Consider the following 19,650-nt stretch of genomic DNA (forward strand, 5'->3'; position numbering starts at 1 on the left):
CCGCCATGCACGAACTGTCCATCACCCGCCTGATCGCCGCACCGCCGGAAAAGGTGTGGGATGTCATGGCCAACCGGCAGGCCGAATGGTGGTGCCCCTCGCCATGGCGCGCGGAAGTCGTGGCGCAGGAGCGGCGCGCCGGTGGGCGTTCGTCGATCACGATGTACGGACCCGACGGGGAAGTGTGCGCCACACGAAGGCATCTTCCTCGCGTGGGACGAGGGGCGTCGCTTCGTGACGACCGATGCGGTGACGGCGGACCTGCAACCTGCCGGGCCGTTCATGATCGGCATCTGGGAAATCGCGCCCGAAGGCGAGGGCACGCGCTACACCGCCAGCGCGCGCCATTGGACCGAGGAAGCGATGCAGCGCCACGCCGAGATGGGTTTCGAGCAAGGCTGGAACGCCTGCGCCGACCAGTTGCAGGCGCTGTGCGAGGCGGCGTGAGCCTCTAAAGCTCGCGCAGCGCCTGCGCGGGTCGCGTGCGCAGCAGCGACAGCGAGCCGGCAAGCGCGAGGCCCATCACCAGCGCGACGCCCAGTGCGAGCACGCCCAGCACGCGCGGCCAGTCGGGCAGCCACGCGAAATCGAACAGCTGGGTCACCACCAGCCAGCCCGCGCCCGTGCCCAGCGCCAGCGCGACGAGCGCGAGCAGAGCGCAGAGCAGGCCATATTCGGCGAGCAGCAGCGTGAGCAACTGGCCCCGGCTGGCGCCCAGCACGCGCAGGATCACGCTGTCGTACTGGCGGCGTTCGCGCGCGGCGGCGATGGCGCCCGCCAGCACGGCCATGCCCGCCAGCACCGCGACGCTGGCGGCGGCGAGTATGGCGGTGCCCATCTGCGACAGGATGTCGCGCACCTGCCCCAGCACCGGCCCGATCTCGATCACCGAGGACGAGGGCAGCGCGGTGACGAGGCCCGACAGGATCGCGCGGCGAACTTGCGCGCGCTTCTCGCTGGCGGGCAGGCTGACCGTGGCGGCAAGGTTGTGCGGCGCATCGGCGATGGCGTTGGGGCTGAACACCAGCACATAGTTGAAGCCCATCGAATCCCAGTCGATGCGGCGGAACGAGGCGATGCGCGCGCTGCGTTCGACGCCGAGCAGGGTGATGGTGATCCGGTCGCCAAGCTTCAGGCCCAGCACGGTGCGCAGTTGCTCGTCGACCGAGACCAGCGGTTCGCCGGTGTAGTCCTTGGGCCACCACGAGCCTTCGGTCAGCACGTTGCCGTCGGGCAGGTCCGCCGCATAGGTCAGGCCGCGATCGCCGCGCAGCGCCCAGGCATCGTCGGGGATCTCCTTGAGATCGGCGACGCGGATCATGTGGCTTTCGGGGCCATAGGCGACGATGCTGCCGCGCATCGCCGGAACCGTGCGGATCACCGCGCCGGGCGCGGCCTTGTGCACCACGGCGTCGAACTGCGGCAGCGCGGCGGGTGGCAGGTCGAGCACGAAGTAGTCGGGCGCCTTGGTGGGGACGCGGCGGGCGATGTTGGCATCGAGGCTGGTCTGGATGCTCGCCAGCAGCATGAAGGCGGCGAGGCCGAAGCCCAGCGCCACCACCAGCGCCGAGGTCTGCGCGCCGGGGCGGTGCAGGTTGGCCAGCGCCATGCGCGCGATCGCGCCCTTGGGCCGGGGCAGGTGCGCGGCAAGGCGCGTCAGGCCGAATCCCAGCGCGGCCAGCGCCACGAACAGCGCGGCTGCGCCGCCAAGGAAGCCCGCCGCCAGCAGCTTCTGCGGCGAGGTGAGCACCGCCAGCGCGGCGATGCCGCCCACGCCCAGCGCCACGGGCAACGCCGATGCGCGCCAGCGCACGGCCAGCGGCGCGACGCGGGCGCGCATCAGCGCCATGGCGGGAAAATCGCGCGCGCGGATCAGCGGCGGCGCGGCAAAGGTCAGCGCGATCAGCAAGCCGTAGGCGGCGGCCACGGCGAGCGCGAGCGGGTCGATCACGAAGCCGGTCTCGATCGGTAGCAGACCCTGCAAGGCGCGCCCGATCAGCGGCGTGGCGGCGACGCCCAGCGCAAGGCCGAGCGCGATGGCCACGGCCGAGGCGGCGGCGAGTTGCAGCAGGAAGATCCGCGCCACGTCGCCGCTGGTCGCGCCGAGGATCTTCAGCGTGGCGATGCTCGACCGGCGCGCTTCGAGATAGGAGGACACGCCGTTGCCGATGCCGATCCCGGCAATGGCGAGCGCGGCCAGCGCGACGAGCACGAGGAACTGGCCCATGCGCGATACGAAGCGGTCAAGACCGGGCGAGGCCTTGTCACGGGTACGGATCTCGAAGCCGGAGGTGGGGAACTGTGCCTTCACGGCATCGGCCTGCGCCTGCGGGTCGGCGCTGGCGGGCAGGCGCAGTCGGTACTTGGTGCGCGCCATCGAGCCGACCTGGACGAGGCCGGTCGCCGCGAGCGCCTGCTCCGAGATGATCACCGTCGGGCCGAGCGAGAAGCCTTCGCCCAGCCGGTCGGGTTCATCGCCGATCACGCCGCCCACGTTCAGCACGGCCTGCCCGATCTGGAGCCTGTCGCCGGGCCGCACGCCGAGCCGGTCGGCAACGCCGGGCGCGATCCATGCGGTCATGCCGACAGGCGCGCCTGCGGGCTTGCCACCCTCCAGCGTGAAGCGGCCATAGAGCGGCCAGCGCGCATCGACCGATTTCAGCTCTACCGGCAAAGTCGCGGCAAGGTCGCCCGGACGGCGGGCGAGGGCCTGCAACCGCGTGCCGACCGAGAGCGTGCCCAGCCGATCCAGCGCGGCGCGTTCGGAGGGGCTGGCGGTGCGCGCGGCGAGCGTGAACTCGATATCGCCGCCCAGCATCGCCTGCCCGCGCGCCGCAAGCTCGGTGCGGATCGCTCCGGTCAACGTGCCGATCGCGGCCAGCGCGGCGGTGCCGAGGACGAGGCAGACGAGCAGCAGGCGCAGGCCCCGAAAGCGCCAGTCCAGCCCGCGCCGGGCGAGCCGCCACGCGGCGGACCACGACAGGTTCATGCTGCAGAACCGCTTGGGGCGTCATCCGAAACGATGTGCCCATCGGCCAGCCGCACGATGCGCTGGCAACGGTGGGCGAGGTCTTCGTCATGCGTGACCATGACCAGCGTCGCGCCCGCCGCGTCGGCGCGTGCGAACAGAAGGTCGGCCACCGCCGCGCCGTTCGCGGCGTCGAGGTTGCCGGTGGGCTCATCGGCAAAGAGGATACGCGGGGCGGGCGCGAGCGCGCGGGCGATGGCGACGCGCTGCTGTTCGCCGCCGGAAAGCTGGGTGGGATAGTGATCGAGGCGGTGGCCGAGGCCGACCGCTTCAAGCTGCGCGCGTGCGATGTCCATCGCGTCGTCGGCGCCTGCCAGTTCCAGTGGTGTCGCCACGTTTTCGAGCGCAGTCATCGTCGGCAGCAGGTGGAAGGCCTGCAGCACGATGCCGATGCGCCCGCGCCGCGCGGCGGCAAGGCCATCTTCCGAAAGCTGCGCGAAATCCTGCCCGGCCACCAGCAGCGTGCCGCCGCTCATGCGTTCGAGGCCCGAGAGCACCGCGAGCAGCGAGGACTTGCCCGAGCCCGAAGGCCCCAGCAACGCCACCGTCTCGCCCGCGCCGATCTGCAGGTCGATCCCGCGCAGGATCTCGACGCGCGCCTCGCCTTCACCCAGCGCGAGCGTCAGGCCTTTGGCGAGGATCACCGGGCCGGAGAGGAAGGGGCCTGAAAGAATGGGGGAGGGCGGCGCTTTGGGATCGCTTGTCACAGCCGCAACCATGCCTAGATTGGTTGCGGCCTGCAACCTTCCCGAAAGAACCTGATGCGCCGTTCGTCGATTGTTCTTGCCCTCTTGCTGGCGGCCTGCTCGTCCAAGGCGCCGGTCCCCCAGCCGGTCGAAACCGCGGCAGCGGTGTCGCCCGTGCCCGCCGACGCGCCGGTGATCCTGGCATTCGGCGACAGCCTCTATGCCGGATACCAGCTGCCGCCGACCGACAGCTATCCCGCCAAGCTGGAGGCGGCGCTCAATGCGGGCGGGGTGAAGGCGCGCGTTATCAACGCAGGCGTTTCGGGCGACACGACGGCGGCGGCGCGCCAGCGGCTGGCGTTCACGCTCGACAACCAGCCGGTCAAGCCGACGCTGGTGCTGGTCGGGCTGGGCGGCAACGACATGCTGCGGGGGCTGCCGCCGACAGAGACGCGCGCCAATCTCGATGCGATCCTGGCCGAGTTGCAGAAGCGCAAGATCCCGGTTCTGCTGACGGGGATGCTCGCTGCGCCCAACCTTGGCGCGGACTACGTCAAGGCGTTCAACCCGATCTGGCCGCAACTGGCGAAGAAATACGACGCTGGGCTGGTGCCGTTCTTCCTCCAGCCGGTAATCGGCCAGAACGCGCTGCTGCTGGAAGATCACATGCACCCCAATACGCAAGGGGTGGACCGGATCGTCGCGGCGACCAAGGCGCAGGTTGCCGGGGCGCTGAAGGACGCCGAACGCTAGAGCCGTTCGACTCTCCCGTCGGCCACCTGCCACAGCGCCGCTTGACCGCTGATCTCGGCGAAGGGGGCGAGTTCGGTCCCGGTCATCCACACTTGCGCGCCCGAGGCGGCGAGCCGATCGTAGAGCGCGACGCGGCGCAGCGGATCGAGGTGCGCTGCGATCTCGTCGAGCAGCAGCAGGCGCGGGCGTTCGCCCCCGGTCGACGCGGCGGTCAGCGCGGCATGGGCGAGGACGATGGCGATCAGCATCGCCTTCTGTTCGCCGGTCGAGCAATCGGCAGCGGGAGCGTTTTTCGCGGCGAGCATGACGGCAAGGTCGTCGCGGTGGGGGCCGATCAGCGTGCGCCCCGCAGCCCGGTCGCGACGGCGGCTTTCGCGCAAGAGGCGGCGCAGCGCCTCGGGATCAGCGGGCGTTTCGCTGGCATAGGCGAGGCTGGGGCGGGCAAACGGCGCTTCGGGCTGCGTGGCGATCACGCGCGCGAGGTCTGCCACGAGCGTGCGCCGCGCCTCGGCCAGCGCCGTGCCGGTTTCCGCGAGCTGTGTTTCGAGCGCATCGAGCCACGCCGGGTCGGGCTCGGCAAGGTCCGCCAGCAGGCGGTTGCGTTCGCGCAGCGCGGTTTCATAGCGGGTGGCGGTGCGCGCGTGATCGGGGCGCAGCGCCAGCACCAACCGGTCGAGGAAACGGCGCCGGTCGCCGGGGCTTTCGGCGAACAGGCGGTCCATCGCAGGCGTCAGCCAGGTGATCGAGAGCCAGTCGGCCAGCCGCGTGGCCGGGCCTGCTGCACCATTGATGCGCACGGTGCGGCTGTTGGGCGCAGCAGCGGTCGTGGCCGTGGCAAGCGCGATATCGCCCTGTTCCATCTCGGCAGCCACGGCGAAGCTGCCATCGCCGTCGCGCCCCGCCATTTCGGCGGCGGTGGCGCGGCGCAGTCCCTTGCCGGGCGCGAGCAGGCTGATCGCTTCCAGCACATTGGTCTTGCCTGCACCGTTCTCGCCCACCAGCACGTTGAACGCGCGCGTTTCTTCCAGCCGGGTCGCGGCATGGTTGCGAAAATCGCGCAGGGTCAGGCGGGTGAGGGCCATGGCTGGGCGGGCGTTAGTGCGTCTGCGGGCGCGGCGCAAACGTCGCCATCTACGCGGCGTGCCTTTGCGCTATCCGCAGCGTCGTGATGAGGATGTAGAGGAAGGGCACCGGGATCGTGAAGGCGATCGCGGGACGTTGGAAGATCTGCGCGCACAGCACGAGGAGCACGAAGCACACCAGAACGCTGACCACCGCCGCGAGGATCAGGGCCAGCCCCTTCCAGTGGACCGGGACATAACTCCAGAGCCATTTGCGGAACCAGATTTCCCGCTCCATCAGCCGGCACTCCGCTCGATCAGGCCGTGCTTCTTCATGCAGTGGCGCAACTGGTCGTAGGTGAGGCCGAGCGCCTTGGCCGTCTGGCGCTGGTTGTAGCGGTTGCGCCCCAGGTGGTGTTCGAGGATCGCGCGTTCGTGCGCTTCCACGGCGCTGCGCAAGTCGGCGATGTCGTCAAGGTCGGCGCGCAGGGGGGCGGGGCGCGCGGGCGCGTCGTTGGCGGCGGCCGCGTGGACAGGGGTGTGGGGCGTGGTCGCCGGTTTCCACGGGCTTTCGAAGGGATCGAACTGGACGTGGCCGATGGGCACGGTGGGATCGTCCCAGCGGTAGACCGCGCGCTCGATCACGTTGCGCAGTTCGCGCACGTTGCCGGGCCAAGCGTAGCGTTCGAGCTGGTCGGCGACGTGGGGGGCAAAGCCCGGCCAGGCGTCCCAGTGCAGTTCCGCCGCCATGCGCCGCCCGAAATAGTCGGCCAGCACCGCGATGTCACCTTCGCGCACGCGCAACGGCGGCAGGGTGATGACCTCGAAGCTCAACCGGTCGAGCAGGTCGGCGCGGAAGCGGTTCTGCGCGGCCATTCTGGGCAGGTCTTCGTTGGTGGCGGCGACGATGCGCACGTCGACCCGGATCGGCCGGCTGGCGCCGATGCGCGTGACCTCGCCATATTCGACCGCGCGCAGCAGGCGTTCCTGCGCCCCCATCGACAGCGTGCCCAATTCGTCGAGGAACAGCGTGCCCTTGTCGGCCTCCTCGAACCTGCCAACGCGCGCTCGGGTGGCGCCGGTGAAGGCGCCCGCCTCGTGCCCGAACAGCTCGGCCTCGATCAGCGTTTCGGGTAGCGCCGCGCAGTTCATCGTGACGAGCGGTTCCTGCCAGCGCGTGGACAGGCGGTGGAGGCGTTCGGCGATCAGCTCCTTGCCGGTCCCGCGTTCGCCGATCACCAGCACCGGGCGCCGCATCGGCGCGGCGCGGCTGGCGCGCTCCACCGCATCGAGGAAGGCGCCCGACTGGCCGATGAACTGGACTTCGCGATCCACTTTTCCGCCCTCATTTCAAATACGCGCCAAGGGATGGCATATTTTCCCAACCTTGCGCAAGATTTCCCAACGCGTTGCGGCGGGCGATCGGTAAAAGCCGCTGAAATCGGGCGCGGATGCCATTTGGCACAGGGCTTGCTGAAAGGTGAACAAGCCTGCCGGACCAGACCGGCGGACCCCGGAGAAAGACCATGTACACCGCCCGCTTCTTCTCGACCAAGCTCGGCCGCGCAAGCCTCGCCAGCATCCTGGCGGTGGTGGCGATGAACTGCTTCGCGCTGTCCCAGCAGCTCCACGCCGCGCCGCAGGTGCTGGCATCGAGCGCTGCGATCACCGGGGAGCTGGCGTGACCGTGGACCTGACCCCGATCGGCCCGGAGCGTCGGGCGCGGGACGGCGAAGGCCGCGCCTCGCGCTTCGACGCGGAGCTGGACGCGCTGCGCCAGCGCCAGTCTTCCAATCGCGACACGGCTGGCCAGCCGCGTCCCTCATCCCATCGCGGAGGTTACGGAATGAGCATCTTTTCGCGGACGCTCGATATCATCTCGTCCAATTTCAACGACCTGCTCGACAAGGCCGATGATCCTTCGAAGACCATCCGGCTGATGATCATGGAGATGGAAGAGGCGCTGGTCGAAGTGCGCGCGTCTGCCGCCCGCACCATCGCCGACCAGAAGGAAATGCAGCGCCACGTCATCAAGCTGGAGCGGTTGCAGGCCGATTGGGCTGACAAGGCGCAACTGGCGCTGTCGAAGGACCGCGAGGATCTGGCCCGCGCTGCACTCGTCGAAAAGAAGAAGGCCGCCGACATGGTCGGGCAACTGACGACCGAGATCGCCGTGCTCGACGATTCGATGCGTGCCTACGAACAGGATATCGAGAAGCTGCAGACCCGCCTGCGCGAAGCCCGCAGCCGCCAGACGGCGATCGCCGCCCGCCTCGAAAGCGCGGAGAACCGTGTGCGCCTGCGCAGCTTGCTGACCAACGAGCGCGTCGACGAAGCGCTCGCCCGTTTCGACCAGCTCGAACGCCGCGTCGATTACGCCGAAGGCCGCGCCGATGCGCTGGGCCTTGCCGATGGCACCGCGCCGAACCTGGCTGACGAGATCGCCGCGCTCGCCGGGCAGGACAAGATCGACGAGGAACTGGCCGCGATGAAGCGCGCGCTGAGCAACAAGGAGGGCTGAGGCCATGGAAGAAGTGCTTGTTCCCATCGGCGTCGTCGGCATGCTGTTCGTCGGCCTGCCATGGATCATCCTCCACTACATCACCCGCTGGAAGACCGCCGCCACGCTGACCTCGGGCGATGAGGCGCTGCTGGAGGAACTGTACCAGCTCGCCCGTCGCCTCGACGAACGCATGGACACGGTCGAGCGCCTCGTCGCCGCCGACAACCCGGACTTCCATCCGGCGCGCCTTCATCACGACCGCGAAACCGACAACCAGAAGCTGCGCGAGCTGGACCGTATGCTCGCCGAAAAGAAGGGGAGCCTGTAACATGACCGCGCAACGGACCCGTTTCTACCGCGACAAGGTCAACGGCAAGTTCATGGGCGTGGCCGCGGGGATCGCGGACTACACCGGCGTGGACGTGCTGTGGGTGCGCCTCGGCCTGGTCATCGGCACGGTGTGCGGCCTCGGCTTCCTGCCGCTCGCCTATATCGTGCTGGGCTTCCTGTCGGAGAAGAAGCCGCCCTATCTCTATGCCGACCGTCAGGAGCAGAAGTTCTGGCAGGGCGTGCGCCAGTCGCCCGGCCGCACCGCCCGCGAAGTGCGCGCCCAGTTCCGCGACATCGACCGCCGCCTCGCCGATGTCGAACAGTTCTACGTCTCTGGCAATCCGCGCCTGTCGGCCGAGATCGAAAGCCTGCGTTGAGCCGCAGGCGGGGGAACAGGGGGAAATCCGATGAATCCTGATAGCATCTTCGTCCTGATCCCACTCGCCCCGTTCCTGCTGGGTGGCCTTGCGATCTGGACCCGCCACAGCGGCAAGCTGGCCGAAATCCGCGCGGCTGCCACCGCCGAGAAGGCAGCGCAATACGCCGCGCAGAACCAGGCGCTGGAGACCCGCGTGCGGGTGCTGGAGCGCATCGTCACCGACAAGGGCTACGACGTCGCCGTCCAGATCGAGGCGCTGCGCGACACGCGCCGGATCGATGACGGCGCGCACCGGCCCGCAGGCCACGCCTGACGCGTCGGCAACAACAGACCAAAAGGGGAGAAGTCCAATGCCGTTCGATCTTTCGCCCGCGATGATCGGCGTGCCGGCCATTGCCATCACCGTCGGCTGGGTGGTCAATACCTGGCTGCGCGTGCGCCACGGCTATCCGCTGGAAAACTCGTGGGGCAAGGCGGTCTATCCAAAGACCGATGATGCCGCGCAGCAGCGGGTCGCGCTGCTGACGCAGGAAAACGCCCAGCTGCGCGCCGAGATGGGGGCGGTCAAGGACCGGCTCGCCAATGTCGAGCGGATCGTTACCGACAGCGGCTATGCGCTGACCCACCAGATCGAGGCGCTTCGGTCGGAGCCGCTCGACCGGAGGGCGCAATGACCGGCATGGAGGTCTTCGCCTTCTGCGCGCTGGTGCTGCTGCTGATCTGCGCGATGGGCATGGGGCTGGACGCCTACAAGCGGCGGATGGACCTGCGCGAGAAGGAACTGGAGCTGCTGGCCGCGCGCACCGCCGAAAAGGCTGCGCAATATGCCGCCGGGGCCGAGCGGCTGGAGCAGCGGGTGCGCGTGCTCGAACGCATTGCCACCGACCGCGCCGCGAGCCTGGCCGACGAAATCGGCCGTGCCGTGGAACAGAACCCGGCGCTGGCCGGACAGATCGAAGCCCTGCGCGAAGCACGGGCGAGCTGAGGGAACGACACGCCGTGGGATTCTGGAGCGCCGCTGTCGCCATCGTCGCGATCATCGCTTTCGCCAATATGCGCGCCGCACGCTATCGCGGCCACTCGGGCAATGGCGGTCCCGATCCGGCCTATACCGCCCAGCTCGAACGCGAAGTCGCCGACTTGCGCAAGCGGCTCGAAGTGGTCGAGCGCATCGTCACCGACGGGACCGAGACGCGCCGCCTGGCGCACGAGATCGAATCGCTGCGCGAGCGTTGAGGCGCGCGACCGCCAATTCGAAAGGACGATCCGATGAGCAAGGCATCAGACGGCGCAAAGGCAGGGATCGGGCTTGGCAGCGCCATTGCCGTCGCGATTTCGTGGAGCCTGCACAAGTCGGTGGTGTGGGCCACGATCCACGGCGTGCTGTCGTGGGTCTATGTACTCTACTACGTGTTCACCCGCCCGGGCGGCATTTTTGCCTGAGGGTACGCTTGAGGCAGCCTGCGCGTCTGCTAAGGCCCGCTGATGCGCAGCCTTGATGACATCCGCGAAGAGTACGAATTTCTCGACGGCGACGAACGCTATCGTCTGCTGATCGAACTGGGGCGCGAGCTGGAGCCGATGCCCGATGCGCTCAAGACCGACGCCACGCTGGTGCGTGGCTGTTCGGCCAGCGTCTGGGTCTATCCGGTAACGCAAGGTGCGGGCGAACACCTGCACTTCCTTGCCGACAGCAACGCCGCGATCACCAAGGGCATCGTCGCGCTGGTGCTGGCGGCGGTGCAGGATCGCCCTGCGGCCGAAGTCGCCGCGACCGACATCGCCGATCGTCTCGCGCCGTTCGACCTCAAGAACCAGCTTTCCAGCAACCGCACGCAAGGGGTGCCCAACATGATCGCGCTGGTGCGCGACCATGCCGCGCGCCTTGCCGCCGCGGGTTAGGACGCCCTTGCGCCGCCATCTTTGGACGGGCGCGGGCCTAGCTTTCGTCGCCATCGGCGCGGTGGGCGCGTTCCTGCCGCTGCTGCCCACGGTGCCGTTCCTGCTGCTGGCGCTGTTCTGCTTTGCGCGCGGCAATCCCGTGTGGGAGCAGCGCCTGCTCGATCACCCCAGATGGGGCCCGCCCTTGCGCGACTGGCGCGAACGGCGGGTGATCCCGCGCCGCGCCAAGAAGGCGGCGCTGCTGGCCATGGCGGTGAGCGTGGCGGTGACGGCGCTGACCGCAGGCTGGCCGTGGGTGCTGATCCCGGGGGGCGTCATGGCACTGTCGGGAACGTGGATCTGGACCCGCGCGGAATAGGTGCTGCAATATCGAACGGTATCAGGACTGTATCGATTTGTAACGTAGCAGACTTTTAATCTTCGTTAATCTTTCGTAATTGGTCCCTAGCCCTGTGCCCCATCCAACCAGCCTAGGGGACCAAACATGGCTACCGGACCTTCGACGACCACCGATCCGTTCCTGCTCGCGCTTGAACCCAACGTCACCATCACCTCGATCCTCACCACGGGCGACGCCCTGACCGGCAGCACCACCGGCGTGTTCGGCGGCATTCCCGACGGCATCGGCGCGTTCGACAACGGCGACGGCACCGTCACCGTGATCCTCGATCACGAAATCGCCAGCGGCGGTTCGGTCCGCGACCATGGCGGCACCGGCGCCTACATCGACACCATGATCATCGACAAGTCGACCCTGGCCGTTGTCGGCGGTGACGATGCGATGAAGACCGTCAACCTCTGGAACGGCACGCAATACGTCGCCGGCACCACCAACTTCAGCCGCTTCTGCTCGGGCGACCTGGCCGACGCCACGGCCTATTTCAACGTCGCCACGGGCGTCGGCACCGATGCGCGCATCTTCCTGACGGGCGAGGAATCGGGCGTCGAAGGCCGCGCGGTCGCCACGATCGTATCGGGCGCCAACGCCGGCACCGCCTATGAACTGCCCGCGCTCGGCAACCTCTCGTTCGAGAATCTGACGGCGAACCCTTTCGCCCAGAACAAGACCATCGTTGCCGCCACTGACGACGGCCAGAACGGCCAGGTCTACATCTACGTCGGCCAGAAGCAGGCCACCGGCACCGAAGTCGACAAGGCCGGCCTCACCAACGGTTCGCTGTTCGGCATCAAGGTGACCGGTTTCACCGACGAAACCAACCTCACCGCCGCCAACGGCACGTTCTCGCTCGAACAGATCGTCGATGCCGCGAACAAGACCGGTGCGCAGATCGACGCCGCCAGCGAATCGCAGGGCGTCACCAGCTTCCTGCGCCCCGAAGACAGCGCCTGGGATCCGGAACACCCCAACGTCCTGTACTTCACCACGACCAACAGCTTCACCGGCAACTCGCGCCTCTACAAGGCGACCTTCGCCGACATCAGCAACCCCGAAGCGGGTGGCACGATCGAAGCCGTGCTCGATGGCAGCGAAGGCCAGCACATGTTCGACAACCTGACCGTGGCGAACGGCAAGGTCATCCTGCAGGAAGATCCGGGCAACAACGCCTACATCGCCAAGGTCTATGAATACGACATCGCCACCGACACGCTGTCGTCGATCCTGACCTTCGACCCGGCCAAGTTCACTCCGGCGGCCGCCGGTTTCATCACGCAGGACGAGGAAAGCTCGGGCGTGATCGACGTCACTTCGATCTGGGGCGATGCCGACACCCGCGCCTATCTGCTTGATGCGCAGATCCACAAGACGACCGGCGATCCGGCAACCATCGAGCAGGGCCAGCTCCTGCTGATGAAGGTCGACGACGTCCAGGACGGCGCCAACGGCGACGACGTGCTGAACGGCGATGCCGCCGCCAACACGATCCGCGGCTTCAACGGCAACGACACCATCCGCGGCGGTTCGAACAACGACACGCTGTTCGGCAACAACGGCAACGACGTGCTCGATGGCATGACCGGCAACGACGTGCTCGTCGGCGGCCGTGGCGACGACCGCCTGACCGGCGGCGCAGGACGCGACACCTTCGACTACAGCCGCCTCGAAGACGGCAAGAAAGCCCCGGCGGGCAATGACACGATCACCGATTTCACCCACGGCCAGGACGTGATCCTGCTGGGCGAAGGCGTGTGGTTCAAGGGCGAGACGCACGGCGACTTCAACGCCGATGGCGTGGCCGACACCCGCGTCACGCTAACCAGCGGCGGCACGCTGACGCTGCTGGGCGTCAGCCAGGTCGAGGAAGGCGATTTCGCCACCACCTCGGGCTTCGGCGCGACCGGCTATGATCGTGCGTTCCACGACCTGATGATCGCCTGATCGCCTGATCGCCTGATCGTCCGCGTCCGGCAACGGATGAGGCAACGGGGGCCGGTCCGCAACCTGCGGGCCGGCCCCTCGTCCTTGGCGATGGCAGCCTTTGCTGCAGCCTTTGCCGACACGCCCGCCGCTTCGCCCCACTTGTTCACTTTATGTTCTTATTCTAGCGTGCGCTTCAGGAGGTCTGGAGTCGCAGCACTATGGTTACGGTGACGGTCGCCAAGGCGGCGGGTTCGATGGTCTGGTTCGATCGGCTGGTCGCACTGGCGGACGCGCTGGCCTGGCCGCTGGCGTTGATCGCTATGGCGCTGCTATTCCGCGCGCAATGGCGGGCGCTGTTGCACCGGCTCGACGAATTGCGCTGGGGCGACAAGTCGGCGCGCTTTTCGCGGCGGCTCGACCGGCTGGAGCGCACCGCGCCCTTTCCGCCGCCGCTCCCCGCGCCGGACGAGGAGCCCGAGCTGGCACTGTCGGGCGATCACGCGCGCTTTTTGCAACTGCTGGAAATTTCGCCCAGCGCCGCCGTGCTGGATGCATGGGGGCGGGTCGAGGAGGGACTGGCGCGCCTGACGCGGCGTGGCCGGACCGAGGCGTTGGACTTGCGTGTCCGCGCGCAAGTGGCCGAACTCGCGGCGCTGCGGGCCGAGGCGACGCGCGGGGAAGCGGTCACCGTGCCCGATGCGCTGCGCTTCCGCGTCGCGGCCAAGCGCGTGCTGAACGAGATCAACCTGGCGTGATGCCACCCTTGGCGCGCTGCGGCAGCACCGCCACCAGCAGCACGATCGCGACCAGCAGCACCGTCGAGGCCAGCGGGCGGCTGAAATCGAGCCCGCCCTTGGCCAGCGGCTTGTCGAGGAAATCGCCCACCGTCGCGCCCAGCGGGCGGGTGAGGATGAACGCCGCCCAGAACAGCGCCACGCGGTTGACGCGGGTCGTGAAGTAGAGCGCCGCGATCCCTGCGAGCGCGATGGCGAACACGGTCGCCCCGCCCAGATAGCCGAGGCCATTGGTATCCGCCGTCCAGTCGCCCAGCGCGGTGCCCAGCGTCTGCGACAGCGAGATCGTCAGCCAGTAGAACCACTCCGAGCGCCGGTCGGTCAGATGGTCGATCTTCACCGCGCCGGTCACGAAATGCCACGCCGCCAGCGAGGCGAGCACCAGGGCCAGCAGCAGCGCCGAACCGCCGGCATAGCCGATGCCGAGCGAGCGCGTGGCGAAATCGGCCAGCGTCGTGCCCGCCGTGGTCGAGGCGATGATCGTCGCCCAGTAGAGCGCCGGGCGGAAGCGGTCCGCGCGCACTTGCGCCATGGCCAGCACCAGCAGCACGGCCACGAAGATGCCGGTGCTGGCAAGATAGCCGAAATCGAAGGTCATCGACAGCGTGTCGCCCGCCGTCTCGCCCAGCGTGGTGGCGAGGATCTTGATGATCCAGAAGCCGAGCGTGGCCGCCGCCACCTTGCTGCCGCGAACGTCACCCATGCGTCTTACTCCACCGCCTCGCGCAGTACGGCGATACCACGCTCGCGCTGTGCTTTCAGTTCCTGCTTCAGCACGGCGGGATCGCGCGCGAACACGAAGCCGAAGCTGACGCCGCCTTCCTTGCCCTGTGTGGCATGGTGCAGCTTGTGCGCCTGGACCAGCCGCTTGGCATAGCCCCGGTTGGGTACGTAGCGAAACCAGCGCTGGTGGACGAGGCCATCATGAACCAATGTGTAGATCACGCCATAGAACAGCACGCCCAGGCCGATCCACGTGCCTGGCCACCAGGCCCGAGCCCCCATGATCAGCGGGCTGCCCAGCGCGAACATGCTTATCGACATCGCCGCGCCGACCAGCGCGTAGAGATCGTTCTTCTCGAAGAAGCGGTCGTGGCGTTCGTGGTGGTCGCGATGCCAGCCCCAGCCGAAGCCGTGCATGATGTACTTGTGGCTGGACCACGCGACGCCCTCCATGGCGAGCACGGTGGCGAGTACGATGACGATGGCAAGCACGGTATCCATGGGGTCGTCTCTACTCTCTCGCGCGACAATCCGCGACACTTTCTGGCCGGGATGAGACAACCGATTTCGCGGCCATTCATGGGGTTGGCGACATGGTCCTTCGGGTGAGCGGCACGAAATCCGCCGCCCGGAAACAAAGGACCAACGCCATGAAGAAGCTCGTTCTTGCCGCCCTTGTCCCCGCCGCGATCCTGTCGGCCGCCGCGCCTGCCAGCGCGCAAGGCTGGGGCCGCCATCACAACGATGCCGCGCATTCCACCCCGGCGCGCAACGCCGATATCCGCCAGGACATCGACGGCCTGCGCTGGCAGATCGACAAGGCGCAACGAAACCGCGCCATTTCAGGCCGTGAGGCCGAAGGCCTGCGCCGCGAAGCGCGCGAGATCCAGCGCCAGTACGCCTATTTCGCGCGCGGCGGGCTGGACCGGAGCGAATATCGCACGCTCGAACGTCGCGTCGCCAATGTCCGCGCGCACTTGCGCATGGAGCGCTGGGACCGCGATGGCCGTCGCGGCTGAGCAAAGGGCGTAATTAAATTACGCGATCGGGCAACAAGGCGCGCCTTTCCTGCTTGAAAAGCGGGCGGGGCGCGCCTAACCCGCTGGCCATGGCTCAGAACCCGCGCACGCTCTACCAGAAGATCTGGGATTCCCACGTTGTCGAAAATCGCGACGATGGCACCAGCCTGATCTACATCGACCGACACCTCGTCCACGAGGTGACGAGCCCGCAGGCGTTCGAGGCGCTGCGCGTGGCCGGGCGCAAGGTGCGCCGTCCCGACCTGACGCTGGCGGTGCCCGACCACAACCTGCCCACCACCGCGCGGCGCGATGCGGCGGGCAACCGCCTGCCGATCGAGGACGCCGAAAGCGCGCAGCAGCTCGCCATGCTGGAAAAGAATGCCCCCGCCTTCGGCATCCGCTACATCGGCGCGACCGACCGCGAACAGGGCATCGTCCACGTCGTCGGGCCGGAGCAGGGCTTCTCGCTGCCCGGTGCGACGATCGTGTGCGGCGACAGCCACACCGCCTGCCACGGCGGCCTCGGCGCGCTGGCCTTCGGCATCGGCACCAGCGAGGTCGAGCATGTGCTCGCCACGCAGACCTTGCTGCTCAAGCAGTCGAAGGCGATGGAAGTGCGCGTCGAAGGCACGCTGACCCCCGGCGTCTCGGCCAAGGACGTGGTGCTGCACATCACCGGCGTACTGGGCGCCTCGGGCGGCACCGGCTATGTCATCGAATATACCGGCAACGTGATCCGCGACCTGTCGATCGAGGGCCGCCTGACCGTGTCGAACATGGCGATCGAACACGGCGCGCGCGCCGGGTTGATCGCGCCCGACGACAAGACCTTCGCCTACCTCAAGGGCCGCCCCTATGCGCCCAAGGGTGCCGAATGGGATGCCGCCGTGGCATGGTGGACCAGCCTCGCCACCGATCCGGGCGCGAAGTACGACAAGGTCGTGGTGATCGACGCCGCCGATATCGCGCCTTCGGTCACCTGGGGCACCAGTCCCGAAGACGTGCTGCCGATCACCGCGGTGGTTCCGGCGCCCGAAAGCTTTGCCGATGCATCCAAGCAGGAAGCCGCACGCAAGTCGCTCGACTACATGGGGCTCGTCCCCGGCCAGCGGCTGCAGGACGTCGAGGTCCAGAACATCTTCATCGGCAGCTGCACCAACAGCCGCATCGAGGACCTGCGCGCCGCCGCCGCGATCCTCAAGGGCCGCACCAAGGCCGCCAACGTCAAGTGGGCGATCGTCGTGCCGGGCTCGGGGCTGGTCAAGGAACAGGCCGAGGCTGAAGGGCTGGACAAGGTGTTCACCGACGCCGGCTTCGAATGGCGTGAACCGGGCTGCTCGGCGTGCCTCGGCATGAACCCGGACAAGGTGCCCGCAGGCGAACGCTGCGCGTCCACCAGCAACCGCAACTTCGTCGGTCGCCAGGGGCCGGGCGCGCGCACCCACCTCGTCAGCCCGGCAATGGCCGCTGCCGCCGCCGTGACGGGCAAGCTGACCGACGTTCGCGACCTCGTCTGAGGCTCGTCCATCTCCCCTCCCGCGTTCGGGAGGGGTTGGGGGTGGGCAGGTTTACACGCCCCCGTCCGCGCACTAGCCTCACCCCTTCCACACGGAGGGGACGGGGATGGAACTGATCAAGGGTGTCCGCGCGCAGGAACGCCTTTATGGCGGCGTGCTGTGGCTGGTCTCGGTGGTCTTTGCAGGCTTCCTGATCGGGCTTGGCAATCTCGTGATCGGCGACCTGCCGCTCGTCGATGAAACGGTCATCGCCGCGCCCGCCGGGCCGAGCGCGGCGCAGCAGCGCCTCTCGGCCGAACTGGCCAGTGCAACCGTCACCGCCGCGCGGATCGACGACAAGCTGGAGATCCAGCGCCTGCAATTGACCCAGGCGCAGCGCGCCTCGCAGACCGCCAGCGAGACCTTCAAGGCGTGGATCGCCGCGCGCACCGCCACCACCGATCCGCAGCAGGACCCCGAAGTGCTGTCGCGCACCCGCGCGCTCGAACAGCTCAAGGACACCGAGCGTACCATCCAGTCGCGCATCGCCACGCTGGAGAACGACAAGGTCCCGCTCGAACAGCGCATGAGTGCGATTCGGCTGGCGCAATACCAGGCGGAGCGCGATGCGGTGCCCGCGCAGGAACGCGCGCGCTTCTGGCAGGAACTGCGCGTGTTCGCCCTGCGCCTCGCCATCACGCTGCCGATGCTGGCGGCGGCGGCGTGGATGGTCGTGAAGAAGCGCCAGAGCGATTACTGGCCGCTGGCGCGCGGCTTCGTGCTCGCCGCCGTGTTCGTGTTCTTCGTCGAACTGGTGCCCTACCTGCCGAGCTACGGCGGCTATGTCCGCTACGCCGTGGGCATCGCGCTGACGCTGGCGGCGGGGCACTTCCTGATCCGCAACATGCGCGCCTGGCTCGCCAGCCGACAGGCGGCCGAGGCGCAGGGCGAGGCGGAGCGCCGCGCGCGCGTCGATCAGGACGAAGCCTTCCGCAAGATGGCCGCGAAGGTCTGCCCCGGCTGCGACCGCCCCATCGCCACCACGGGCGAGGCCGAGGCCAACTTCTGCGTCCATTGCGGGCTGACGTTGTTCGATCACTGCCACGCCTGCGATACGCGCAAGATGGCGTTCTTCCGCTTCTGCATGACCTGCGGCGCGGCGTCGGACGAAAAGGCGCACGCACCGACTTGAACGAAGCGCCCAAATCCGCCTTCGCGCCCGTGGTTGCGCCCGATACGCGCGTGCTGGTGCTCGGCAGCCTGCCGGGCGAGGCCTCGCTGCGCGCCGCGCGCTACTACGCGCATCCGCAGAACCAGTTCTGGCGGCTGATCGGCGGCGTGATCGGGCGCGATGTGGCGGCGCTGGATTATGACGCGCGCCTTGCCGCCCTGCTGGCGGCAGGCATTGGCTTGTGGGACAGCGTGGCGCGTGCACGGCGGGCGGGCAGCCTCGATACCGCGATCCGCGAGGTGGAGGCGGCTCCGCTGGCAGAGCTCGCCGCCACGCTGCCGGCCTTGCGCGCGGTTGGCTTCAACGGCGGCACCTCGGCCCGCATCGGGCGTCGCCAGTTTGCCCCCAACAGCCCGCTGGCCTTCGTTCAGCTTGCGTCCAGCAGTCCGGCCTATTGCCGCGTTACGTGGCAAGAAAAGCAGGAATCGTGGAACGCCCTGCGAAAATTCCTGCGCTGAAACTTGCAATTGCGGTCCGCCTCTCCGAACATGGCGGGCCTAACACTCAAGGAGCGTTGCGTGACCAAGAAGAGCGACAACTGGACCGGCAAGGCGGCGATGGCGGGTGCGGCGATCGGCTCGGCGGCCATTGCGGCGGCGTTGCTCTACGCCTCGCGTCGCAAGGAACGCGTCGAAAAGGCGGCCTCCAAGGCTCCCCCGGTCGACACGCCCGAAACCGACTGACCTCTTGCATGGCGCTTCGCCGCGATTATAGCGAAGCGCCATGGACCCCGTGAACCAGATCGAAGGCCGCGCCTATCCGTTCGGCCTCAAGAACGTCGATACCGACGTCATCATCCCCGCGCACTGGCTGAAGACGATCAGCCGCGAAGGGTTGGGCAAGGGCGCGTTCGAAGCGATCCGCAAGGATCCGGATAACCTGTTCGACAGTCCCGAATATGCCGGCTCGCCGATCCTCGTCGCGGGCGACAACTTCGGCTGCGGCTCCAGCCGCGAACACGCCGCCTGGGCGCTGGGCGACATGGGCATCAAGGCGGTCATCGCGCCCTCGTTCTCCGATATCTTTTCAGGGAACGCCTTCAAGAACGGCATCCTCACCGTCATTCTGCCGCAGGAAGCGGTCGATCGGCTGGTCGAAGTGGCGAAGACCGATCCGATCCACATCGACCTTGAAGCGCAGACGGTGACCACCCCGTTCCAGGATCGCTTCACCTTCGAGATCGACGCCTTCCGCAAGCACTGCCTGCTCAACGGTCTCGACGAAGTGGGCCTGACGCTGGCGCGGGACGTCGCGATTTCCAGCTACGAGCAGAAGCTCGCGGGCGAGCGCAGCTTCCTCACCCACGGCACGGCGACGGCTGCTTAACCGCGCAATTAAATACCGCTTCCCTTCGCGGGCGAATCTTGCTTTTCTGATCGGCGAACCGGGGCGCACCGACGCGCCTGCAACCGATGTGCGGGA

Annotated in this window: 27 protein-coding genes and 1 pseudogene; 21 read left to right on the forward strand and 7 right to left on the reverse strand. The window is 68.1% G+C overall.

Annotated elements, in window-relative coordinates; all coding sequences use genetic code 11:
• Positions 1-5 precede the first annotated feature (5 nt).
• Positions 6-447 (forward strand): annotated as a pseudogene (locus K3A84_RS06620) (SRPBCC family protein).
• 4 nt (positions 448-451) lie between these two features.
• On the opposite strand, the gene K3A84_RS06625 reads toward K3A84_RS06620, so the two are convergent.
• Both K3A84_RS06625 and K3A84_RS06630 read right to left on the reverse strand, forming a co-directional pair.
• Complete coding sequence (locus K3A84_RS06625; protein ID WP_225008537.1) at positions 452-2,989, reverse strand: ABC transporter permease; 2,538 nt, start codon at positions 2,987-2,989, stop codon at positions 452-454.
• Entirely contained in the window at positions 2,986-3,672 is a 687-nt protein-coding gene (locus K3A84_RS06630; protein ID WP_225008538.1) for an ABC transporter ATP-binding protein, read from the reverse strand. Before K3A84_RS06630 ends, K3A84_RS06625 begins: the two co-directional genes overlap by 4 nt.
• 117 nt (positions 3,673-3,789) lie before the next feature.
• Here K3A84_RS06630 and K3A84_RS06635 point away from each other — a divergent pair, with 117 nt between their 5' ends.
• Positions 3,790-4,467, forward strand: a complete 678-nt coding sequence (locus K3A84_RS06635; protein ID WP_225008539.1) for an arylesterase — start codon at positions 3,790-3,792, stop codon at positions 4,465-4,467.
• On the opposite strand, the gene recF is transcribed toward K3A84_RS06635, so the two are convergent.
• Genes recF through pspF form a run of 3 tightly spaced genes read right to left on the reverse strand, consistent with a single transcriptional unit; the run spans position 4,464 to position 6,863 of the window.
• Positions 4,464-5,549 (reverse strand): DNA replication/repair protein RecF, encoded by a 1,086-nt coding sequence (gene recF / locus K3A84_RS06640; protein WP_225008540.1) that lies wholly within the window; start codon positions 5,547-5,549, stop codon positions 4,464-4,466. The two genes, K3A84_RS06635 and recF, sit on opposite strands and share 4 nt — an antisense overlap.
• 49 nt (positions 5,550-5,598) lie before the next feature.
• Entirely contained in the window at positions 5,599-5,826 is a 228-nt protein-coding gene (locus K3A84_RS06645) for a hypothetical protein (protein WP_225008541.1), read from the reverse strand.
• Positions 5,826-6,863: a phage shock protein operon transcriptional activator gene (gene pspF / locus K3A84_RS06650; protein ID WP_225008542.1), complete on the reverse strand. Its 1,038-nt coding sequence runs from the start codon at positions 6,861-6,863 to the stop codon at positions 5,826-5,828. Before pspF ends, K3A84_RS06645 begins: the two co-directional genes overlap by 1 nt.
• Positions 6,864-7,054: 191 nt before the next feature.
• Here pspF and K3A84_RS06655 point away from each other — a divergent pair, with 191 nt between their 5' ends.
• From K3A84_RS06655 to K3A84_RS06715, 13 genes are all read left to right on the forward strand, one after another.
• The gene (locus K3A84_RS06655) at positions 7,055-7,213 is read left to right on the forward strand and encodes a hypothetical protein (RefSeq protein WP_225008543.1); all 159 of its coding nucleotides are present in this window, start codon (positions 7,055-7,057) and stop codon (positions 7,211-7,213) included.
• Between the two features lie 2 nt (positions 7,214-7,215).
• A complete protein-coding gene (gene pspA / locus K3A84_RS06660; protein ID WP_404823124.1) occupies positions 7,216-8,049 on the forward strand; it encodes a phage shock protein PspA in 834 nt (277 codons plus the stop codon).
• Between the two features lie 4 nt (positions 8,050-8,053).
• Complete coding sequence (pspB, locus tag K3A84_RS06665; RefSeq protein ID WP_225008544.1) at positions 8,054-8,359, forward strand: envelope stress response membrane protein PspB; 306 nt, start codon at positions 8,054-8,056, stop codon at positions 8,357-8,359.
• Between the two features lies 1 nt (position 8,360).
• Entirely contained in the window at positions 8,361-8,738 is a 378-nt protein-coding gene (gene pspC, locus K3A84_RS06670) for an envelope stress response membrane protein PspC (RefSeq protein WP_225008545.1), read from the forward strand.
• A gap of 30 nt (positions 8,739-8,768) precedes the next feature.
• On the forward strand, positions 8,769-9,053 hold the full coding sequence (locus K3A84_RS06675) for a hypothetical protein (RefSeq protein WP_225008546.1): 285 nt from the start codon (positions 8,769-8,771) through the stop codon (positions 9,051-9,053).
• A 37-nt stretch (positions 9,054-9,090) separates the two neighbouring features.
• Positions 9,091-9,414, forward strand: a complete 324-nt coding sequence (locus tag K3A84_RS06680) for a hypothetical protein (protein WP_225008547.1) — start codon at positions 9,091-9,093, stop codon at positions 9,412-9,414.
• Positions 9,411-9,725, forward strand: coding sequence for a hypothetical protein (locus tag K3A84_RS06685; protein WP_225008548.1), 315 nt, complete (start codon positions 9,411-9,413; stop codon positions 9,723-9,725). Before K3A84_RS06680 ends, K3A84_RS06685 begins: the two co-directional genes overlap by 4 nt.
• A gap of 14 nt (positions 9,726-9,739) precedes the next feature.
• Positions 9,740-9,976, forward strand: a complete 237-nt coding sequence (locus tag K3A84_RS06690; protein WP_225008549.1) for a hypothetical protein — start codon at positions 9,740-9,742, stop codon at positions 9,974-9,976.
• Between the two features lie 33 nt (positions 9,977-10,009).
• Positions 10,010-10,183, forward strand: coding sequence for a hypothetical protein (locus K3A84_RS06695; protein WP_225008550.1), 174 nt, complete (start codon positions 10,010-10,012; stop codon positions 10,181-10,183).
• Between the two features lie 42 nt (positions 10,184-10,225).
• Positions 10,226-10,642 carry a SufE family protein gene (locus K3A84_RS06700; RefSeq protein WP_225008551.1) on the forward strand — a complete coding sequence of 139 codons (417 nt, stop codon included), beginning with the start codon at positions 10,226-10,228 and terminating at the stop codon, positions 10,640-10,642.
• A 7-nt stretch (positions 10,643-10,649) separates the two neighbouring features.
• The gene (locus K3A84_RS06705) at positions 10,650-11,000 is read left to right on the forward strand and encodes a YbaN family protein (protein ID WP_225008552.1); all 351 of its coding nucleotides are present in this window, start codon (positions 10,650-10,652) and stop codon (positions 10,998-11,000) included.
• Positions 11,001-11,126: 126 nt separating this feature from the next.
• Entirely contained in the window at positions 11,127-12,980 is a 1,854-nt protein-coding gene (locus K3A84_RS06710; RefSeq protein WP_225008553.1) for a calcium-binding protein, read from the forward strand.
• Positions 12,981-13,180: 200 nt separating this feature from the next.
• Positions 13,181-13,717, forward strand: coding sequence for a hypothetical protein (locus K3A84_RS06715; protein WP_225008554.1), 537 nt, complete (start codon positions 13,181-13,183; stop codon positions 13,715-13,717).
• Here K3A84_RS06715 and K3A84_RS06720 read toward each other — a convergent pair.
• Positions 13,704-14,459: a COG4705 family protein gene (locus tag K3A84_RS06720; protein ID WP_225008555.1), complete on the reverse strand. Its 756-nt coding sequence runs from the start codon at positions 14,457-14,459 to the stop codon at positions 13,704-13,706. The two genes, K3A84_RS06715 and K3A84_RS06720, sit on opposite strands and share 14 nt — an antisense overlap.
• A gap of 5 nt (positions 14,460-14,464) precedes the next feature.
• Positions 14,465-14,980, reverse strand: coding sequence for a sterol desaturase family protein (locus tag K3A84_RS06725; RefSeq protein ID WP_225008556.1), 516 nt, complete (start codon positions 14,978-14,980; stop codon positions 14,465-14,467).
• Between the two features lie 149 nt (positions 14,981-15,129).
• On the opposite strand from K3A84_RS06725, the gene K3A84_RS06730 reads away from it, so the two are divergent.
• From K3A84_RS06730 to leuD, 6 genes are all read left to right on the forward strand, one after another.
• On the forward strand, positions 15,130-15,498 hold the full coding sequence (locus tag K3A84_RS06730) for a hypothetical protein (protein ID WP_225008557.1): 369 nt from the start codon (positions 15,130-15,132) through the stop codon (positions 15,496-15,498).
• An 89-nt stretch (positions 15,499-15,587) separates the two neighbouring features.
• Positions 15,588-17,018, forward strand: coding sequence for a 3-isopropylmalate dehydratase large subunit (leuC, locus tag K3A84_RS06735; RefSeq protein ID WP_225008558.1), 1,431 nt, complete (start codon positions 15,588-15,590; stop codon positions 17,016-17,018).
• A 106-nt stretch (positions 17,019-17,124) separates the two neighbouring features.
• Positions 17,125-18,189, forward strand: a complete 1,065-nt coding sequence (locus K3A84_RS06740) for a zinc ribbon domain-containing protein (protein WP_225008559.1) — start codon at positions 17,125-17,127, stop codon at positions 18,187-18,189.
• Complete coding sequence (locus K3A84_RS06745) at positions 18,186-18,686, forward strand: DNA-deoxyinosine glycosylase (RefSeq protein WP_225008560.1); 501 nt, start codon at positions 18,186-18,188, stop codon at positions 18,684-18,686. Before K3A84_RS06740 ends, K3A84_RS06745 begins: the two co-directional genes overlap by 4 nt.
• A gap of 60 nt (positions 18,687-18,746) precedes the next feature.
• Entirely contained in the window at positions 18,747-18,911 is a 165-nt protein-coding gene (locus tag K3A84_RS06750) for a hypothetical protein (RefSeq protein WP_225008561.1), read from the forward strand.
• Positions 18,912-18,951: 40 nt separating this feature from the next.
• Positions 18,952-19,554, forward strand: coding sequence for a 3-isopropylmalate dehydratase small subunit (leuD, locus tag K3A84_RS06755; protein WP_225008562.1), 603 nt, complete (start codon positions 18,952-18,954; stop codon positions 19,552-19,554).
• Positions 19,555-19,650 lie beyond the last annotated feature (96 nt).

The sequence above is a fragment of the Novosphingobium percolationis genome (assembly GCF_020179425.1).
Lineage (GTDB): Bacteria > Pseudomonadota > Alphaproteobacteria > Sphingomonadales > Sphingomonadaceae > Novosphingobium > Novosphingobium percolationis.

What these genes read in the sequence shown, in the direction of transcription:
- K3A84_RS06675 (WP_225008546.1), top strand. Translation starts at nt 8,769, where the DNA reads ATGAATCCTGATAGCATCTTCGTCCTGATCCCACTCGCCCCGTTCCTG.
- K3A84_RS06730 (WP_225008557.1), top strand. Translation starts at nt 15,130, where the DNA reads ATGAAGAAGCTCGTTCTTGCCGCCCTTGTCCCCGCCGCGATCCTGTCG.
- K3A84_RS06680 (WP_225008547.1), top strand. Translation starts at nt 9,091, where the DNA reads ATGCCGTTCGATCTTTCGCCCGCGATGATCGGCGTGCCGGCCATTGCC.
- leuC (WP_225008558.1), top strand. Translation starts at nt 15,588, where the DNA reads ATGGCTCAGAACCCGCGCACGCTCTACCAGAAGATCTGGGATTCCCAC.
- K3A84_RS06635 (WP_225008539.1), top strand. Translation starts at nt 3,790, where the DNA reads ATGCGCCGTTCGTCGATTGTTCTTGCCCTCTTGCTGGCGGCCTGCTCG.
- K3A84_RS06720 (WP_225008555.1), bottom strand. Translation starts at nt 14,459, where the DNA reads ATGGGTGACGTTCGCGGCAGCAAGGTGGCGGCGGCCACGCTCGGCTTC.
- K3A84_RS06700 (WP_225008551.1), top strand. Translation starts at nt 10,226, where the DNA reads ATGCGCAGCCTTGATGACATCCGCGAAGAGTACGAATTTCTCGACGGC.
- K3A84_RS06725 (WP_225008556.1), bottom strand. Translation starts at nt 14,980, where the DNA reads ATGGATACCGTGCTTGCCATCGTCATCGTACTCGCCACCGTGCTCGCC.
- K3A84_RS06645 (WP_225008541.1), bottom strand. Translation starts at nt 5,826, where the DNA reads ATGGAGCGGGAAATCTGGTTCCGCAAATGGCTCTGGAGTTATGTCCCG.
- leuD (WP_225008562.1), top strand. Translation starts at nt 18,952, where the DNA reads ATGGACCCCGTGAACCAGATCGAAGGCCGCGCCTATCCGTTCGGCCTC.
- K3A84_RS06715 (WP_225008554.1), top strand. Translation starts at nt 13,181, where the DNA reads ATGGTTACGGTGACGGTCGCCAAGGCGGCGGGTTCGATGGTCTGGTTC.
- K3A84_RS06655 (WP_225008543.1), top strand. Translation starts at nt 7,055, where the DNA reads ATGTACACCGCCCGCTTCTTCTCGACCAAGCTCGGCCGCGCAAGCCTC.
- K3A84_RS06740 (WP_225008559.1), top strand. Translation starts at nt 17,125, where the DNA reads ATGGAACTGATCAAGGGTGTCCGCGCGCAGGAACGCCTTTATGGCGGC.
- K3A84_RS06685 (WP_225008548.1), top strand. Translation starts at nt 9,411, where the DNA reads ATGACCGGCATGGAGGTCTTCGCCTTCTGCGCGCTGGTGCTGCTGCTG.
- pspB (WP_225008544.1), top strand. Translation starts at nt 8,054, where the DNA reads ATGGAAGAAGTGCTTGTTCCCATCGGCGTCGTCGGCATGCTGTTCGTC.
- pspC (WP_225008545.1), top strand. Translation starts at nt 8,361, where the DNA reads ATGACCGCGCAACGGACCCGTTTCTACCGCGACAAGGTCAACGGCAAG.
- K3A84_RS06710 (WP_225008553.1), top strand. Translation starts at nt 11,127, where the DNA reads ATGGCTACCGGACCTTCGACGACCACCGATCCGTTCCTGCTCGCGCTT.
- recF (WP_225008540.1), bottom strand. Translation starts at nt 5,549, where the DNA reads ATGGCCCTCACCCGCCTGACCCTGCGCGATTTTCGCAACCATGCCGCG.
- K3A84_RS06695 (WP_225008550.1), top strand. Translation starts at nt 10,010, where the DNA reads ATGAGCAAGGCATCAGACGGCGCAAAGGCAGGGATCGGGCTTGGCAGC.
- K3A84_RS06625 (WP_225008537.1), bottom strand. Translation starts at nt 2,989, where the DNA reads ATGAACCTGTCGTGGTCCGCCGCGTGGCGGCTCGCCCGGCGCGGGCTG.